The organism is Lyngbya sp. PCC 8106 (genome assembly GCF_000169095.1).
Classification (GTDB): domain Bacteria; phylum Cyanobacteriota; class Cyanobacteriia; order Cyanobacteriales; family Microcoleaceae; genus Capilliphycus.
Genome location: NZ_AAVU01000006.1, coordinates 52,740 through 69,713, shown reverse-complemented (window position 1 = coordinate 69,713; position 16,974 = coordinate 52,740). Strand labels below are relative to the sequence as shown.

Sequence of the window (16,974 nt, the reverse complement as noted above, 5' to 3'; positions counted from 1 at the left end):
ACTCCACAACTTATCGCACTTGTGAGTAAAATGAGTGAAACGCCTTGTCCTGCTTGCCGATCGCTCAGTATGACATCAACGAAGCCTCCACAGAAGCCGAAAACCCTTCTGGGTGCAATCACTCAAGTTGTTCAGACCCTTCATGCGAAGGTCAACTTTTCTCGGCTGATTCTCAAACCCAATGCCAAAGTCCCTGAACTTTGGGTACAAAACGCAGATGCTGATACCGCCGATGTATATCCTTTACTTGGCGATCGCTATATCTTAGGACGTTCATCTCGTTCTTGTGATATCGTGGTGCGAAATCCGGTTGTCAGTCAAGTCCATCTGTGTTTGGTTAGTTATGGACGATCGAGATCCCGAAAATTTTTCATTCAAGATGAAGATTCCACCAACGGCATCTATCTAAAGCAGCGTCGTATTGGTCAACTTCCCCTACGTCACGGAGATACAATCACCTTAGGGCCACCTGAACTCGCCAATGGAGTCAGACTCCAGTATGTTGATCCGCCCCCTTGGTACAGTCGTTTGTTGTGGTATGGCTTTATCAGTCTGTGTGGGATGACGGCTTCGGCGACTTTGTTGGTGTTGGTGGAGTGGCAAAAATTCACGGTGCGTCCCCTTCCTAAAAGCATTACTGGGCCTGTAATTGTGTTTTCTGAGGATAACCGTCCTTTGCGTCAACCGAGTAATAACGCCCATTTAGAAGTTCAACAACTTTCAGATGTTTCTAAATATCTCCCCAAAGCGGTGATTGCTTCTGAGGATAGTCGTTTTTATTGGCATTTAGGCGTTGATCCGATTGGGATTACTCGGGCTTTTTTGACGAACGTGGAAGGGGGAACGATTCGGGAAGGGGGAAGTACGATTTCCCAGCAATTAGCCAGAACTTTGTTTCGCGATTATGTCGGAACAGAAGATTCGGCGACTCGGAAGCTACGAGAAGCAATTGTAGCGTTAAAGTTAGAAACAATTTACAGCAAAGAAAAGCTCTTATTGACTTATCTTAATCAGGTTTATTTAGGCTTAGATTTGTACGGTTTTGAAGATGCTGCTCAGTTTTATTTTGACAAATCCGCAAAAGAGTTAACGCTCTCGGAAGCCGCAACCCTGGCTGGAATTTTACCCGCTCCCAACACCTTTAACCCGATTCAAAATTATCAGCTAGCAGTACAATATCGCGATCGCGTCATTAGCCGGATGTTAGAATTGGGAATGGTCAGCGAAGAAGAAGCCGATCGATCCAGGCGATCGCGGATTGAGATTAACCCCAAAGCGAAAGAACTTTTACAAAGCACGATTGCGCCCTATTTCTATGATTATGTCTTCACGGAAATTGAGCAACTTTTAGGCGAACAACTAGCCCGAGAAGGAAACTTTATTGTTGAAACAGCTTTAAACTCCAACTTACAAAAACAGGCGGAAAATTCCCTTCGTAATACTTTAAATTCTACAGGTGCGACGGCTGACTTTTCTCAAGGTGCGCTTGTCACTTTAGACTCGATAACCGGGGAAGTGGTTTCGATGGTGGGCGGACCAGACTATCAACAAAGTCAGTTTAACCGGGGGACTCAAGCCCTACGTCAACCGGGATCGACCTTTAAGATTTTTGCCTATGCTGCTGCTTTAGATCAAGGTATTCCCCCTGGAAGTAGCTATTCCTGCGCCCCTCTAACTTGGAGAGGTCAAAGCTTTCGAGGGTGTGATCGATCTCAAGGGAGTGTTGATATGTATCGAGGGATGGCATTATCGGAAAATGTTACCGCTTTGCGAGTTGCTCAAGAAGTGGGTTTAGATTCAGTGATTCGTATGGCGGAACGTTTGGGGGTTCGTTCTCAACTCAAAGCGGTGCCGGGGTTAGTAATTGGTCAAAGTGAAGTGACGTTGTTGGAAATGACTGGGGCGTTTGCGACAATTGCGAATGGGGGATCATTTAATCGTCCCCATACCGTTAAACGCATTTTAGATAGTAGCGATTGCACTGATTTTAATGATATTACCACCTGTCGAGTGATTTATTCTTATGATCGCGAAAATCCGGTTCGCCCTCAAGTTTTACCGCCCTTAGTTGCGAGTACCATGACTCAATTATTGCAGGGTGTTGTTAGAAATGGAACCGGACAAAATGCCTCTCTCGGAGTCGGAGAAGCGGGGAAAACAGGAACGACTGATGATAATGTGGATTTATGGTTTATTGGGTTTGTACCGGAATATAAGTTAACAACAGGGGTGTGGTTGGGAAATGATGATAACTCTCCCACGAATGGGAGTAGTGCAAATGCGGCTCAGTTGTGGAAAGATTATATGGGTCAGGTGTTAGGTATTCAGTAAAAGTTCGACTTCCTGGAGAAACATAACCTCTTAAATATTGCTCTTTTTCTAGATAAGTTATAGCGCTTCGCACTAGGCAAGAGGCAATAGGCAATAGGCAATAGGCAATAGGCAAGAAAATGCCGATCTAGTCAGGCTTTTGGCTATTCTTCGTTCGGGGCATTTGTAAATATACCAGTGCGACCTGCTATAAGTGGAGTTCCATGCGATCGCACAAATCCGATTTTACCGTCCCTAAATTCTCCATTTGCTGGGGGGTTAATTTTGCAACCTGATAATTATCGGGAACGGCAAATCTCTTCTCGAAAATTGATTTTAAAAATTCTACGTCCATCTCCTTTTCTGTTTTAAACTATGGGAATATCTGTTTCCTTTATTGCTAAAATTGCCACATATTCTAGCGGTTGACCGTTAAAAAAACGACGATGGAGATAGGATTTTGTCCGATGTATTTTTAAGTAATCTTTTTCCACTGCTTGACGGTAAAAATTGACAAACTCCGGGCAATTTTCTTCGCACTCATAACTGGTTTTTGCTACGTTAAATAACACCCAACCTCCATCTTTAATTAAGTTCATTCCGGTCGCAAAAGCTTTTACCGGAATATGACCTTCACTCAAAGCAGAACAACAGACAAAACCATTTAATTTTTGCTGTTTGAGAATATCGTGAGTTGCTGTCGATAATTGAGTCAGGTCTTCCACAAAGTAATTTTCATAAACTCCTGGACAATCTCTTCGAGTCGCTTCAGCAGCTTCGGGAACGATATCAATACCAATAATAGATGTTACTCCCCGTTTGGCAATTGCTTGACCAAATAATCCACTTCCTGCTCCTAACTCTAATAGTTTTAACTCCTCCACCGACTCACCGCTATTTTTTAATTTCTCGGTTAATAGAGAAGCCATAACTTCAGGCGATAGATAATGGAGTTTTTCTAAAGCAAGATAATTATAAAGTCCAGGAATGCGATAAACTTCAGCATAATCGTGGAGTTTTAACCGACGCTCTTTGTCGTTTTCTGTAATGAAAAAATATTCTTCATTAATTGGTAAATTTTCGATATTATCAGGTAAGCGAATTTGAAAGTTTGTTGACATTTTGTTAAAATTTATTAATAATTTTGTCTAGCAATAATGACTCTTTTATCCTGTCGGAATTGCCAAAGCTTTCCCATTATCGCTCGCTCCAATTTGCAACAGAAAAGGAACGGCAATTTTCACCCAATCTTGAGGTTGGATATACTTAGCAGCTTTTTCGTCTCCATAAATTGTTTCTAGGGTATCTGTATGGATGGTTCCCGGCCACAAAGAAACTGCGGTCATGCCTAGAGGTAACTCTTGTGATAGTGCTTTGGTCAATCCTTCAATTGCCCATTTACTAGCACAATAAGGTGCCGCATTAGCAGTGGTGTAACGTCCCCAACCCGCACTAAAATTAACAATTACTCCTTGACTTTTAGGGAGCATTTGTGGTAAAAAATGCCGGAGAACATTAGCCACTCCTTTGATATTGATATCAATAACGCGATCAAAAATTTGCCCTTCTATTTCCCACAAGGGTGCAAGTTCGTGTACGATGCCAGCATTATTAATAATTAAGTCTGGAGCATCATATTTTGAGCTTATTGCTTGACTCCAATTTTTGACTTGCATTTCGTCGGCAATATTAACTGATGTAAAATGATGGGGTTCGCCAAATTTTTGTGTTAGGTCAGCGATCGCCTCTTTATTCAAAGAGCAACCGATAACAGTATGACCCAATTGAATAAAAGCCTCGGTCATGGCGCGACCGAGACCCCGACTGACACCTGTAATCAGAATTAATTTAGACATTATTATAATTAAGGAGCAATACAGAAATCACTCTGCCAATAACTCATGGGTTTCATCCAAAAATGTTTGGCATAACCAACGCTTACTGCTTCACTACTTTCTCGATACATAAGAGATGGAGAATTATTAACCACATAAAAAGTATGCCCTTGCTCGTCGGTGTAGATGGGGCGATCGATTGAGGTATATTTTGTCCCTTCAATGGCTCTTCCTGCATCTGCTGCTACATCAATAACCCATGCTTCCGGTTTCATCGAATCTAGCATTTCTTGGGTAACAATTGCTTTTTCTCCTTCATCAATTTCTACTCCATTAATAAAAATATCATAACTACTAAATTCTCGCTGCATTAGAGCTAGATTGCTTCTCCTGCGTAACAATGGGTCGATACCTTTTTGAGCTAAATATTTCATTGCCCCATAAGCAACATTACCAGAGCCAAAAACAGCAACCACCTTATCTTTTAGAATACCACCCCGCAGCGTAATAGCTTGCATCGTAGAAGCATACCCCGCTAAGATACTATTTTTGCGAGTTATGTCTCTCGGAATATTGATAACTTCTGATTTTCCTTGATGGTGACGAATAGAAATACGATTCGTTACATCAAATACTGTCATATTTTTCGCTTTGGCGCAGTTTTCCATAAAATGTTTCCCAGAACCAAGGGGATGAACCCAACCCACGAGAGTTTGGTTTTCTTTAAAGTATTGGTAATCTTCAGGTTGAGGCACTTTAAGGCAGTAAATGACATCTGCCCACTCAAATAAACTTTCTCTAGAATAACCAGCACCATTCCCATAAGCTGCATCGGGAATATCTAAAGTTTCCCCATAACCTTGTTCAAATCTACGTTCATCTTCTAGACTGCAGTAGGATAAATGTTGCGGTAATAAACCGACTCTTTTTTCATTAGGGAAACTAGGTTTAATGTAGGCAATTTTCATTTCATATCCTCCCATGATTAAATTTATTGTTATTGAAAATTTCTTCTTCCTACAAAGAAGTTCCAATCAACATACCCTGAGTTGAGCTTTCTCTTACCTAGTGCTGGATCGAAAGCTGTTCTCCCGTGTAAAATTCTGAAATTTTGGAAGAGCAGACAGTTATGTGATCTCAACTGAAACTGATGTTTATAATCGTTTTTTTTCAGATAGTGGAAAAAAGTATGATATGCTTGATAGAAATCTTCTAATTGCTCAAAAGGTAAATGAGGTCTACAGTTTCTTTTACTAAAACGGACTGTAGTCAAGTTCCCATATCTGTCGCATTCCAAGATTGTTGCGATATTACAAAACCGATATTGATGTGTTTTGTCTACTAACCAAAATTGTACGGGAGTTTCCAACAAAGTTTGATAATATTGTGGATAATCTTGACTAAAGTCTTGAGCTACCTGAAAACCATCTACTAAGGTAGATTCACCCCCTGAATTTTGATTTTCTACACAATAAAGAAACTCGACTAAGCGGTGTCCTCCCCAATAACTTAAATCGTGATGAGGAGGTAAGGGACATCCATCGCGGGAAGGTAAAGATTCTGTAGTTTTATCTCTAGTTTCCAGAGGCATTATTGTCCCGTAATCGGCATTAAAAATTGGACCGATAGATGACAGAAAAGATTCTAATTTTTCTGGAGGGATATTCTCTAAAATCACAAATCCCAAACTAAATAATTGCTCCATCCAACCATCGTTATTAATAGTCTCGGCGTTATATGTTTGGGGGGGTTTTAATTCTAGTTTTGCTCTCTCCCAGAAAATGTAGTTGTCTGACTCTAATTCCGGTTGAGGATCGTAACTATTTTTCAGCAACCACTCCACAGAAAATACGCTACGGTGAGCGGGCGTTTCATCCCAGTCAATGGTTAAAGTTTCCTCATTTAATTCTACTGATAAAGGTTGGGGGTATTCTGGGCGATCGCTAATATTTGGATCGTATAGTTGTTGGTAAGGAGCTGCATACCGACAACTCGGACAATTTTCTCGTAACCAAATATAGTGAAAACGTTTATTTTTGATTGTAATAAAAGATTTGGTTTTAGTTGTAGTCATTTTAATTTTCCTCGACTAAGGTTCACTGAATTAATTCCAAGGAGAAAATTCTGGCTGTTTCAAAAGTTTTCGTCTAATATTATTTGCTTGTTCGTGTATTTCTGCATAACTATTTCCTACTAAATTTACTGTTGCTAATGTCAAACCACTAGCACTAATTTCAGTTATTTCCTGTTCGGGACTTGCCCTAAATTCCAGATTAGAAAATTGATTAGCTAGTTCAAAATCAAATAAATTTTTAGCAATATCTTTGGCAAAAGTAGTAAGATAAAATATCCCGCCAACCAATCCATTGAGAGTAGGATTTTTAGGTTTTTCCCCCATGCAAATTGAAATTATAGCAGTATAAGGATCGCCATGATTTAAGCATTGACGATATAGAGATGTAGATATAGGTATCATCCTTCCATTAATTTCCATAACTTTAATCTCTCCTTTATTACTAACAAAAAATTCCACATCAACAAATTGATTGTCAAATCCATACTCTATTAATATTTCGATTATTCTTTTATACCCTTGATTGAGCTTTTTTTGAATAGATAAAGGTAAAGTTGAAGGAAATGTATAATCAGCAAAACATTCTGGCTTAGTAGAATAGTAATGACCATCAGAAATTCCCCAGATTAATATTTCTCCATTACTAACACAACCATCTACACAACATTTATGAGGAAAGTTGATATATTCTTCTATTAAAATTGAATTACTATTAATCAGTGGATATTTATCTGAGTCTAAATAAGCTGATAAAAAGGGTGATAAATAATTGAGATTATCTATCACAAATTCTTGGTAAAATTCAATTCCATTGTTAGCTTCTTGAGTATTATTAACTTTCAAAATTGATGAAGAGCAAGCACCCGTACAAGGTTTCATTATCCAAGGAAAAGGAATATCTATTTCCTGAATATATTCAGATAAATTCTTTCCCGTTTCTAACAAACAAATTGCATATTCGCTGGAGGGAAAATTAATCTGTTGATGGGTGTAATATTTATGCAAACATAAAAAAGAAGATTCGACGCTCGGACCTCGCAAATGTTCGAACTCTTGACTCAGTTGTGCTTGCAATAAACTGGGAATATCGCGAGTTGCTAATACTACTTGAATATTGTGCTGCTTAATATATTGACGACACTCTTCCAAGTATTTTTTCATATCAAAACTTTGACTAAAACCACTTAATTCTAAGGGTGCATCCAGAAAATGAAATTCATACTTTTCTGCTTCAGGTATAGTCTTGCAGTTGAAGTAATCTATTTGTCTGGGACAGATTACTAAAATTGGGATAGGTTCCATAACATTTTCATCAGTTTTCTACTCTTCAAGATAAGGGCTATGATGGCGAGGTCGAGCAAGTATTTTGCGGACCATTGGTTCGAAGAACTCTAAAGGGAGCGTATCATAATTCGGGTCAAAACTATTTTGGTCGTAGTTATGACAACAATCGACAGTCGCTTGATAATACGGATGTTCGCGATATTTTTCCCTAGCATAGCGGTCTAAACCTAGATAATGTCCACAGTAATACTTCATAAATAGATCGTGATGTTCGACTATCCAACAAATCTTTTCAGAGACATAAGGTTGAAGAATTGCAGCAGCTAATACACCATGATTATAAGGTGCTAAAGTTCCGCCGATATCGTGAACTAATGCTGCTACAATAGTTTCTTCATTTTCTTGATTCCGATATGCTCTAGTAGCTGTTTGCAAAGAATGTTCGTAACGGGAAATTTGATAACCTTCATAAGCTGTTTTCAATTCTATGAGGCCATCTAAAATCCGTTTTGGCAAGTTAGAGGTATATTCTTCAAAACTTTCACATAATAAATCGTAATCTTGTTGATCGCCATTTTCCATGGCTGTAAACTTAACTTGTTTCATCTTAAATAGAAGTAATTAATTCTTTTTCTAGATTTGTCGCAAAAGGTAATTTTTGATTCAAGAAAAAATCTTCTATTTTTCCAGGTTCGCGAATGAGTTCCATTTCTCCGTCACTATAAGCTACTTCTGCTGGATAATTGTGCAAGGCAAAATTGGTCAAACTATGATTAAACCCATAAGCTCCACAATTATAGATGACCAGGCGATCGCCTATTTCTATATCTTCTGGAACCATCACATCCTCCACCATAATATCTAAGGGGGTTGGTAGTTTTCCTCCCAGAGTTGCTTTCTGAGTATAGTTACCATTTTTTCCCAGCACTTCCATATATTTGCTTGCTGGTTTCATCGACAGTCTTAATAGTTGGTGGACGCCCCCATCCAAAATAATAAATTTTTGCCCTAGAGATTCTTTGATGTCAACCACCTCTGTGATATAACATCCTGCTTCTCCGACCAGATAACGCCCAATCTCTACAATACAATGATAAGAATAAGGATTATTCTCAAAAATCCTTTGTAACTCTTTACCAAAGGATTCCATATCAAATTCAGGATCGACAGTATTATAAGGTATACCAATTCCACCACCAAAATCTAACAGGGAAATATGATAACCTTGGTCATTAATTTTGTTGGCTATACTGATGGTATTTGTCCAAGAAGCTAATAGTTGTTGGTAGTCTAGGACATTACTTTCAGTAAAGATATGAATACCTTTTAAGTTGAGATTCTCCAAAGAGTTGATCGCTGCAATTTCTTCTATAGCTTTATTTTCATCTACACCAAATTTGCTAGAGCTACTGGCGATGGTTTGAATTGTTAGACTAGGCTGGACACTATTAGTATCATTGGCCCCACAACTACTTGCTTTTTCCCTAATTTCGCAACTTTGATTTGTTCTGTATAAGGGGTTAATCCGAATTAAAACATCTTGCTTTTTACCATACTTTTGAGCCAAATTATTCAAACGACGAGCTTCGTTTATTGATTCTAGTACGATTATGCCAATTCCTGCTTCTATTGCTGCTGCTAGTTCTGAGTTAGTTTTTCCTGGCCCTGTAAATACAATTTGTGGGGCTGAAAATCCTGTTTTGAGTGCTGCCTTCAATTCTCCCGTCGAACTGATATCTGCTCCACATCCTAATTGAGCTAATCTATGGCAGATGGTTAAATTGCTATTGGCCTTGAGAGTATAGAGAATGTTGAAATTTGGGGGCAGGTAATCTCGTAGTTTGGAATATTGACGGCTAATTTTATTGAGATTATACAAGTACAGCGGAGTGCCGTATTCTTCTGACGCGGCTTGTATTTCCTGCTGAGATATGAGAATTCGTGCCACTGCATCCCTCTATTTAAATCAGAATTATTCACTAATTATGCTGGAATTTGCCTATATTCAATCTTAACATCCTCCCATCGGCAGAGGCAAGGGATTCCTAAATCTCACGATTTAAGTTTCTGCTTCATCCACATCTGCGTACACAACGCGCTTCGCATTAGTTATATCCCGTCTTACGTCATGTCCACAGACTTTCGACCCATTACAGAGTCCCGATTCCGCCAGCCCTGCGGTACGGTGTCTCAAAGACTTGTACTTGTTGCGAGCGAGTTTTTACCCAGTCAAGCCTTCCTGCCTGGAACCCCCTAACTCTAGTTTTCAAGGTGCTGATACCTACTCTGCTTGGTTTTTGCGTTTCGGCTTTTTCATTGTATTACCACATGGGGACGGCGTTTCCTCTCGTCGTTGAAAACGATCTGCTCCACGCCGAAAATTGATAAACCCGCCCCACCCCATAACAAAATTAATCAATCGGATATCATATCACCTGTTACCTTTCACCTGAAACCTGTTCACTGGTCACTGTAAACTGTTTTAGGCTTGTTTCTCGATAATACCGCACCCTAAACGACCACCGCCTGCACCGCCTTGAACGCCAGTTGTGCCTTGATCTTCATCGATGTGTACGATAAAAGCACTGCCATCTTCATCAAATAAACTTAACGGCCCTGATGAAAGGGTGACGCGACTGGTACGATGGGTAAAAACAGCATTTCCTTGGGCATCTGCGACTAAATTGGGTAAGTCTCCCATGTGAAATGGATGATTGGCATCGGGGTTTGTTTCTCCATAAGGGCCGGGATCAAAATGTCCACCTGCCGCCCCAAAATCGGGTTCACATTTTGCAGTTTGATGAATATGAAATCCATGTTTAGTATTCGGAGGTAGGCCACTAACTTCGGCTTTGACTTCTACCGTGGGTAAGATTTCTGAGGTGTCTAAAGGTTGATTTTCAGTTAAAGTGATGGTTCCTGATAGGTTAGAATCTGATGCGCCTTTGATCTCTGCAACGGCTACAATTTGCTCGGTATTATCGGCTTCTGCGGTTGATTGAGAATCACCAATTTGATCACAACTGACCGTCGCCACCATCAACAACAATCCAAATAAAAGGGATAAAATTTTTCTGGGTATATTCATCTAAAATTTCCAATCAACATCATTAATAACAATTTCTGTACTATTATACCTCGATTGTAGAAGAATTAAGAGTCAAAATTTAGAATGATTTTCATTATATTACTTATTGAACGCTGCCACGACTAAACACTCGACCAATCACTTCTTCAATCGGAGGATCACTAATGGTTAAGTCTAACACTTCCATTTGCGCTAAAATTTCAGCAATCGTGTTGGTTAGGGTTTCTCGCTGCACTAACAACCGCACAGATTGTCCTTGAATAGATTCGATTTCTCCATATTTTGCGAAGATATTCTGGAAGGCTTGGGGATGTTCTTGGGGAGAATTTGCTAACTCAATTTTAACTTCTCGATAGGGGGAAAATCGTTCAAGTAATCCCTCTAAATTACCATCATAAATCAACTCGCCTTGATGAATTAAAATTACCCGTTTACACAAAGCGGTAATATCTGCCATATAATGACTGGTGAGCAGAATTGTTGCATGATAACGTTGATTATATTCGGCTAAAAATTGGCGGACAGCAACTTGAGCATTAACATCTAAACCGAGTGTGGGTTCATCTAAAAATAACACTTGCGGACGATGTAACAAAGCTGCTAATAATTCCGCTTTCATTCGTTCACCCAAAGACAGCTTTCTGACGGGTTGTTTTAACTGTTCTTTGAGGAAAAGCATCTCGCTTAACTCTCCCAAACGAGAGCGAAATTCTGAGTCAGAAATCCCATAAACGGCTGCATTAATTCGCAGAGAGTCTAAGGCGGGTAAATCCCAAATTAACTGTTGCTTCTGCCCCATAATTAGGGTAATCTGATGTAAGAAGGAAGATTGGCGCTCAAAAGGGGTATAACCTGCGACTTTGACCACACCGCTAGACGGATGAATTAGTCCAGTCAGCATTTTTAAAGTTGTGGTTTTTCCCGCCCCATTTGCACCCAAAAACCCGACAACTTCTCCGGCTTCTAAGCTAAAAGAAACTTCACGCACCGCTTGAACTTGGCGATAGGTTCGATTAAAAAAGTGACGCAGGGTTCCTTTCAACCCCGGTTCTTTTACGGCGACGGGATAGACTTTACTCAACTGTTGGGCGACAATAATTGACATAAGCGGTTAGGGTAAGTAGATGCAGAAAATAGAGTTTTTAGTCTGAATTGAGAGGGAACACAAACAGACAAAGACACAAAGATTTATTTGGGGGTTTTCTCTGTGTCTTTGAGGTATTTTGAGTCTCCGTTAATTGCGGTTTAGCTGTGAATTAACATTTCAGATAAGCTGCCCAAACATAACCTTCCATAATAGAAGTGCGAATAAACGCCCATTTGTTATTATCGGAGGTTTTCAGCCATTCGACTTTCACGCCATCGGGTAAACTGCCAATAATTTTCCATTAGGAGTTGAACGCACATTGAGGGGGGTATCTGTCGGGTCAGCAACGGAACAACTGCGAATATTTGCAAGTTGATATTCAGCTTGAGGTAGATGTATCGAGTTGAGTCCAGTTTCAGAGGTATGGTTAACCGGAGTTAGGCTAGCAATGGCAGAAAATTGGGGAACCCAAGTTAAGCAAATTCCGGTCAAAATCAATAGGGATTTTCCCAAAAATTTAGTGAGTTTCATCGGGTAAACGTCCTCGTGTTATGTGAACACGGTAAATGCACCCATACACAAATTCTGAATTGACTGATTATACACTGATTGAGTTAAGTTGAGCTAGGGTGATTTTCAACTAATTTGATAAACTGTTTAAGGGTTTCTAGATAACTTTGTCCGGCGACATCTAACAAGTCGTTATGATCCGCGCCGTCTACCCAGAAAGACATTTTCGGTTCATTGGCTTTGGCGTAGAGTTTTTGACCATGCCAAAAGGGAATAACTTGATCCTGATTTCCGTGTAGGATTAAGATTGGACTGCGAACATTCGGGATTTTAGCCAGATTGGGAAACTTATCAAAGGGAAATAGGGGAATGGGGGTAACAGTGCGAAAAATACTCACAAACGAACTTTCAATGATTAACCCCCCAACGGGTTGACGAGACGCTAAATCAACAGACGGCCCTCCCCCAACGGAACGACCATAGACGATAATTTCATGGGGCGGTATATTTAAGTCTTGGGTGAGGTAGTTGTAGGCCGCATTAATGGCGTGATAGGTGCCTTTTACCGTCGGTTTTCCACTGCTAGTCCCATAACCTGGATAGTCATAAACCAAGACTGAAAAGCCTATTTCCTGTAGCTGTTTTAAGTGGAAGTGAGTCTGTCCGATGTCTTCGGCATTGCCATGGCTGTAAAGGATAGTATACTGACTTTCGGGGTTGGGCAGGTAGAGGGCGGTAATATTGTCGCCATTTGCGGCTTTGAGTTGGATCAACTCGTTAGTCTGGGTGTAACTCGACGGTGGTGGGAGAAAAATTAGGCGATCAGTCCCAAAATAGGCCCAGATTCCAACGCAAGCATAAATGATCATTGTCGAGATCAGCAAGCGATGGAGTGAAAATTCTCCTATAATGAGGCGTTTGAGAGTTACTTTGTTCATAATTCTAGCCGATTATGCTGGGATTATTCTGTAGCTAAGTTAGCAGTGTTAGGCTGAATTTTTGCAATTTGTGAGGAATGATTATGACGATAGAATATCCTGAAGATCTAAAATACACTGACACCCATGAATATGTCCGACTTGATGGTGAAATTGCCACGGTTGGAGTGAGTGCTTTCGCCGTTGAACAACTTGGGGATATTGTGTTTTTAGAATTGCCCGATGTCAACGATGCGATTGAGAAAGGCGAATCTTTTGGGACTGTTGAGTCTGTCAAAGCGGTAGAAGATATGAAAGCTCCCATCAGTGGAACAGTAGTCGAACGGAACGATGCTGTGGTAGAATCACCCGAACAGCTTGCAGACGATCCTTATGGCGAGGGATGGTTAATTAAAGTTCGCATTGATGAGGTCAATGATTTAGATGATTGTCTGACAGCAGAGGAATATCGACAGCTTGTTGAAGGCGAGTAAAATTTAAGTCATTGGAACTAGGAACAAAAAATCTAGGATTCACAACTCTTAACTGATGAGGGATAACGGTTTTTCAACAACAGCGACCCCAGGAGTTGTTTTTGAGTACAGATTTGTAAAGTAAGTGCATCAACTATATCACAAGCCACGGTTCCTAGTTCCTTTGTGAAAAAATTTGTTACAAATAAATAAGGAAGCTGTATCTCTCATCGCCATGATTTCATAACCTGTCGTCAGGTTGAGGAACAGAGGGGAAAGTTTACTCTTTCTGTTGATGAAAAGTTATTTTATTGTCCATCTGGCTGTTCTGTAGTTCTCAATCCCATACTATTCACATTTTGGAGTTTTAATTAAAGTTTCATGTTAGATTTTCATTCAACGTCCAATCCAGAAGAAGCCAACACTCCATCTACCGTCACAAAAACTCATCAATTTTATTCCAGTTCTCCAACTGCTGAGGATGAACCCCAATTGACTACTATAACAGATTCTTTTTTAAAGCGACATATTGGCCCGAACTTTGCCGCGATCCAACAAATGTTAGAAACTTTGGGATTTTCTAATCTCAATGAACTCATAGATCGCACCATCCCGGCATCAATTCGCCTCAACCGTTCCCTGAAATTACCTGTCGCTAAAAGTGAATATGCAGCCCTCGCCCAATTAAAAGAAATTGCCTCAAAAAACCAAATCTTTCGCTCGTTTATCGGGATGGGCTATTCTAACTGTATCACGCCTCCAGTTATTCAACGTAATCTTTTAGAAAATCCCGGTTGGTACACAGCTTATACACCCTATCAAGCCGAAATTGCCCAGGGTCGTTTGGAAGCGTTGTTAAACTTTCAAACGATGATTATTGATCTGACGGGGATGGAAATTGCCAATGCTTCTTTACTCGATGAAGCGACGGCTGCGGCTGAAGCAATGAGTATGAGTTATGGCGTTTCTAAGGCGAAAAAAGCAGATGCGTTTTTTGTCTCTGAAGATTGTCATCCCCAAACGATAGATGTGGTTAAAACGCGGGCTTTACCGCTAGGAATTGAAATCATTGTGGGTGATTTTAAAACCTTTAAGTTTGAAACTCCTATTTTTGGGGCGTTGCTACAATATCCCGCAACTGATGGGGCAATTTACGACTATCGAGAATTTATCGAAACCGCCCACAAACACAAAGCATTAGTTACCGTAGCGGCTGATATTTTAAGCTTAACGTTGTTAACGCCTCCTGGTGAATTTGGGGCGGATATTGTGGTTGGAAATACTCAACGGCTTGGAGTTCCTCTTGGTTATGGAGGCCCTCACGCCGCTTATTTTGCCACCAAAGAAACCTACAAACGACAAGTTCCAGGACGTTTAGTTGGGGTGTCAAAAGATGCAAATGGAAACCCGGCTTTGCGTTTAGCTTTACAAACTCGTGAACAACATATTCGTCGGGATAAAGCCACCAGTAATATTTGTACCGCCCAAGTTCTTTTAGCAGTTATTGCGGGGATGTATGCGGTTTATCACGGGCCAAAAGGGTTAAAACAAATCGCTGAAAAGATTCATCAGTTAACGGCAATGTTAGCCGAAGGATTACAACGCTTAGGTTATGAAATTAGCAATGAATCCTATTTTGATACCCTACGAGTGAATTTAGGGTCCCAACCATTACAAGAGATTCTAGATGCAGCCAAAGTTCATCATATTAATCTACGAACTCTGAATCAAAATACTGTCGGTATCAGTTTAGATGAAACCACCACACTGAAAGATTTAATTGATTTGTGGCAAATTTTCTCAGATACCGATGAATTGCCTTTCCGACTGGATGAACTCTCCGGAAATTCTACACTGCTAGATGCTTTCAAACGAACTAGCGAATATCTCACCCATCCGGCTTTTAATCAGTATCATTCTGAAACCGAATTATTACGGTATTTGCATCGGTTGGAAAACAAAGATTTATCGTTAACCACTTCGATGATTCCTTTGGGTTCCTGTACGATGAAGTTAAATGCGGCAGCAGAAATGTTACCTGTAACTTGGCCGGAATTTGGTAAAATTCATCCCTTTGCCCCCAAATCTCAAACCACAGGTTATCAAATTTTATTCCAACAACTTGAATCTTGGTTAGCAGAAATTACCGGATTTGATGGAATTTCTCTCCAACCGAATGCAGGTTCTCAAGGGGAATATACAGGTTTATTAGTGATTCGTCGCTACCATCAACAACGCAGCGAAACTAACCGTAATATTTGCTTAATTCCTGAATCTGCCCACGGAACAAACCCGGCAAGTGCGGTTATGTGTGGCTTAAAAGTTGTTGCTGTAAAATGTGATGCGGATGGAAATATTGACATTGATGACCTCAAAACCAAAGCCGAAAAACACGGTCAAAATTTGGCGGCGTTGATGGTAACATATCCTTCCACTCACGGGGTTTTTGAAGAAGGAATTCAGGAAATTTGTGATATTATTCATCACAATGGCGGTCAAGTTTATATGGATGGGGCGAATATGAACGCCCAGGTTGGTTTGTGTCGCCCGGCTGATTTTGGGGCGGATGTTTGCCATTTAAACTTACACAAAACCTTCTGTATTCCTCACGGTGGCGGTGGGCCGGGAATGGGGCCAATTGGGGTAAAATCTCATTTAATTCCCTTTTTACCGGGGCATTCAGTTGTTACAATGCAGGATGATAATCCTCAGTCTTTGGGCGCTATTTCTGCGGCGCCTTGGGGAAGTCCGAGTATTTTGGTAATTTCTTGGATGTATATCGCCATGATGGGTGCCGAAGGGTTAACGGAAGCGACAAAAGTGGCAATTTTAAATGCGAATTATATGGCTTTTCGTCTCAAAGACGCTTACCCGATTTTATATAAGGGTAAAAATGGTTTGATTGCCCATGAGTGTATTTTAGACTTGCGAGGCGTGAAAAAATCGGCGAATATTGAAGTCGATGATATCGCCAAACGGTTGATGGATTTTGGCTTCCACGCGCCTACTGTTTCTTGGCCGGTACCGGGAACCATGATGGTTGAACCGACTGAAAGCGAGTCGAAAGCAGAATTAGACCGTTTCTGTGAGGCGATGATTGCCATTCGGCGCGAAATTGGGGCGATTGAGTCGGGAGACATAGACACTGAAAACAACCCCTTAAAGAACGCACCACATACCGCAGAATCGCTAATTGTGGGTGAGTGGAATCATCCCTATTCCCGTGAACAGGCGGCTTACCCGGCGCCTTGGTTGCGAGAACATAAATTCTGGCCTTCTGTGGGACGGATTGATAACGCTTATGGCGATCGCAATTTCGTTTGTTCTTGTCTACCAATGGAGGCTTATTCGGACAATTAGAATCGTCTAAAGTTTGGCGGTAATTATTTTCAGGGC

At 40.5% G+C, this 16,974-nt stretch carries 15 protein-coding genes; 3 read left to right on the top strand and 12 right to left on the bottom strand.

Going from position 1 to position 16,974, the window contains the following annotated elements:
- Window positions 1-69: 69 nt before the first annotated feature.
- Complete coding sequence (locus tag L8106_RS05995) at window positions 70-2,331, top strand: transglycosylase domain-containing protein (RefSeq protein ID WP_039895587.1); 2,262 nt, start codon at window positions 70-72, stop codon at window positions 2,329-2,331.
- A 187-nt stretch (window positions 2,332-2,518) separates the two neighbouring features.
- Here L8106_RS05995 and L8106_RS31975 read toward each other — a convergent pair whose 3' ends face one another.
- From L8106_RS31975 to L8106_RS05940, 12 genes are all read right to left on the bottom strand, one after another.
- On the bottom strand, window positions 2,519-2,665 hold the full coding sequence (locus L8106_RS31975; protein WP_009783328.1) for a hypothetical protein: 147 nt from the start codon (window positions 2,663-2,665) through the stop codon (window positions 2,519-2,521).
- A 13-nt stretch (window positions 2,666-2,678) separates the two neighbouring features.
- A complete protein-coding gene (locus L8106_RS05990) occupies window positions 2,679-3,431 on the bottom strand; it encodes a class I SAM-dependent methyltransferase (RefSeq protein ID WP_009783327.1) in 753 nt (250 codons plus the stop codon).
- A gap of 45 nt (window positions 3,432-3,476) precedes the next feature.
- On the bottom strand, window positions 3,477-4,166 hold the full coding sequence (locus L8106_RS05985; protein ID WP_009783326.1) for an SDR family oxidoreductase: 690 nt from the start codon (window positions 4,164-4,166) through the stop codon (window positions 3,477-3,479).
- A gap of 8 nt (window positions 4,167-4,174) precedes the next feature.
- Window positions 4,175-5,113 (bottom strand): N(5)-(carboxyethyl)ornithine synthase, encoded by a 939-nt coding sequence (locus tag L8106_RS05980; protein WP_039895603.1) that lies wholly within the window; start codon window positions 5,111-5,113, stop codon window positions 4,175-4,177.
- Between the two features lie 29 nt (window positions 5,114-5,142).
- Window positions 5,143-6,219 carry a TauD/TfdA family dioxygenase gene (locus L8106_RS05975; RefSeq protein ID WP_009783324.1) on the bottom strand — a complete coding sequence of 359 codons (1,077 nt, stop codon included), beginning with the start codon at window positions 6,217-6,219 and terminating at the stop codon, window positions 5,143-5,145.
- Window positions 6,220-6,249: 30 nt separating this feature from the next.
- Entirely contained in the window at window positions 6,250-7,521 is a 1,272-nt protein-coding gene (locus L8106_RS05970; RefSeq protein ID WP_009783323.1) for an acetyl-CoA carboxylase biotin carboxylase subunit family protein, read from the bottom strand.
- A gap of 18 nt (window positions 7,522-7,539) precedes the next feature.
- Entirely contained in the window at window positions 7,540-8,109 is a 570-nt protein-coding gene (locus L8106_RS05965; RefSeq protein WP_009783322.1) for an HD domain-containing protein, read from the bottom strand.
- Between the two features lies 1 nt (window position 8,110).
- The gene (locus L8106_RS05960; RefSeq protein ID WP_083798373.1) at window positions 8,111-9,451 is read right to left on the bottom strand and encodes a hypothetical protein; all 1,341 of its coding nucleotides are present in this window, start codon (window positions 9,449-9,451) and stop codon (window positions 8,111-8,113) included.
- 534 nt (window positions 9,452-9,985) lie between these two features.
- The gene (locus L8106_RS05955; RefSeq protein ID WP_009783320.1) at window positions 9,986-10,591 is read right to left on the bottom strand and encodes a superoxide dismutase family protein; all 606 of its coding nucleotides are present in this window, start codon (window positions 10,589-10,591) and stop codon (window positions 9,986-9,988) included.
- Between the two features lie 103 nt (window positions 10,592-10,694).
- Window positions 10,695-11,696 carry an ATP-binding cassette domain-containing protein gene (locus L8106_RS05950; protein WP_009783319.1) on the bottom strand — a complete coding sequence of 334 codons (1,002 nt, stop codon included), beginning with the start codon at window positions 11,694-11,696 and terminating at the stop codon, window positions 10,695-10,697.
- A 249-nt stretch (window positions 11,697-11,945) separates the two neighbouring features.
- On the bottom strand, window positions 11,946-12,209 hold the full coding sequence (locus tag L8106_RS29390; RefSeq protein WP_009783317.1) for a hypothetical protein: 264 nt from the start codon (window positions 12,207-12,209) through the stop codon (window positions 11,946-11,948).
- Between the two features lie 83 nt (window positions 12,210-12,292).
- Window positions 12,293-13,126 carry an alpha/beta hydrolase gene (locus tag L8106_RS05940; RefSeq protein WP_039895585.1) on the bottom strand — a complete coding sequence of 278 codons (834 nt, stop codon included), beginning with the start codon at window positions 13,124-13,126 and terminating at the stop codon, window positions 12,293-12,295.
- 83 nt (window positions 13,127-13,209) lie between these two features.
- Between L8106_RS05940 and gcvH the strand changes: the two genes are divergently transcribed.
- Together gcvH and gcvP are read left to right on the top strand one after the other, a co-directional pair.
- Window positions 13,210-13,599, top strand: a complete 390-nt coding sequence (gcvH, locus tag L8106_RS05935) for a glycine cleavage system protein GcvH (protein ID WP_009783315.1) — start codon at window positions 13,210-13,212, stop codon at window positions 13,597-13,599.
- Window positions 13,600-13,959: 360 nt separating this feature from the next.
- Complete coding sequence (gene gcvP, locus L8106_RS05930) at window positions 13,960-16,938, top strand: aminomethyl-transferring glycine dehydrogenase (protein ID WP_009783314.1); 2,979 nt, start codon at window positions 13,960-13,962, stop codon at window positions 16,936-16,938.
- The last annotated feature ends 36 nt before the right edge of the window (window positions 16,939-16,974 follow it).

What these genes read in the sequence shown, in the direction of transcription:
- L8106_RS05970 (WP_009783323.1), bottom strand. Translation starts at nt 7,521, where the DNA reads ATGGAACCTATCCCAATTTTAGTAATCTGTCCCAGACAAATAGATTAC.
- gcvP (WP_009783314.1), top strand. Translation starts at nt 13,960, where the DNA reads ATGTTAGATTTTCATTCAACGTCCAATCCAGAAGAAGCCAACACTCCA.
- L8106_RS05955 (WP_009783320.1), bottom strand. Translation starts at nt 10,591, where the DNA reads ATGAATATACCCAGAAAAATTTTATCCCTTTTATTTGGATTGTTGTTG.
- L8106_RS05990 (WP_009783327.1), bottom strand. Translation starts at nt 3,431, where the DNA reads ATGTCAACAAACTTTCAAATTCGCTTACCTGATAATATCGAAAATTTA.
- L8106_RS05940 (WP_039895585.1), bottom strand. Translation starts at nt 13,126, where the DNA reads ATGAACAAAGTAACTCTCAAACGCCTCATTATAGGAGAATTTTCACTC.
- L8106_RS05995 (WP_039895587.1), top strand. Translation starts at nt 70, where the DNA reads ATGACATCAACGAAGCCTCCACAGAAGCCGAAAACCCTTCTGGGTGCA.
- gcvH (WP_009783315.1), top strand. Translation starts at nt 13,210, where the DNA reads ATGACGATAGAATATCCTGAAGATCTAAAATACACTGACACCCATGAA.
- L8106_RS29390 (WP_009783317.1), bottom strand. Translation starts at nt 12,209, where the DNA reads ATGAAACTCACTAAATTTTTGGGAAAATCCCTATTGATTTTGACCGGA.
- L8106_RS31975 (WP_009783328.1), bottom strand. Translation starts at nt 2,665, where the DNA reads ATGGACGTAGAATTTTTAAAATCAATTTTCGAGAAGAGATTTGCCGTT.
- L8106_RS05975 (WP_009783324.1), bottom strand. Translation starts at nt 6,219, where the DNA reads ATGACTACAACTAAAACCAAATCTTTTATTACAATCAAAAATAAACGT.
- L8106_RS05965 (WP_009783322.1), bottom strand. Translation starts at nt 8,109, where the DNA reads ATGAAACAAGTTAAGTTTACAGCCATGGAAAATGGCGATCAACAAGAT.
- L8106_RS05985 (WP_009783326.1), bottom strand. Translation starts at nt 4,166, where the DNA reads ATGTCTAAATTAATTCTGATTACAGGTGTCAGTCGGGGTCTCGGTCGC.
- L8106_RS05950 (WP_009783319.1), bottom strand. Translation starts at nt 11,696, where the DNA reads ATGTCAATTATTGTCGCCCAACAGTTGAGTAAAGTCTATCCCGTCGCC.
- L8106_RS05980 (WP_039895603.1), bottom strand. Translation starts at nt 5,113, where the DNA reads ATGAAAATTGCCTACATTAAACCTAGTTTCCCTAATGAAAAAAGAGTC.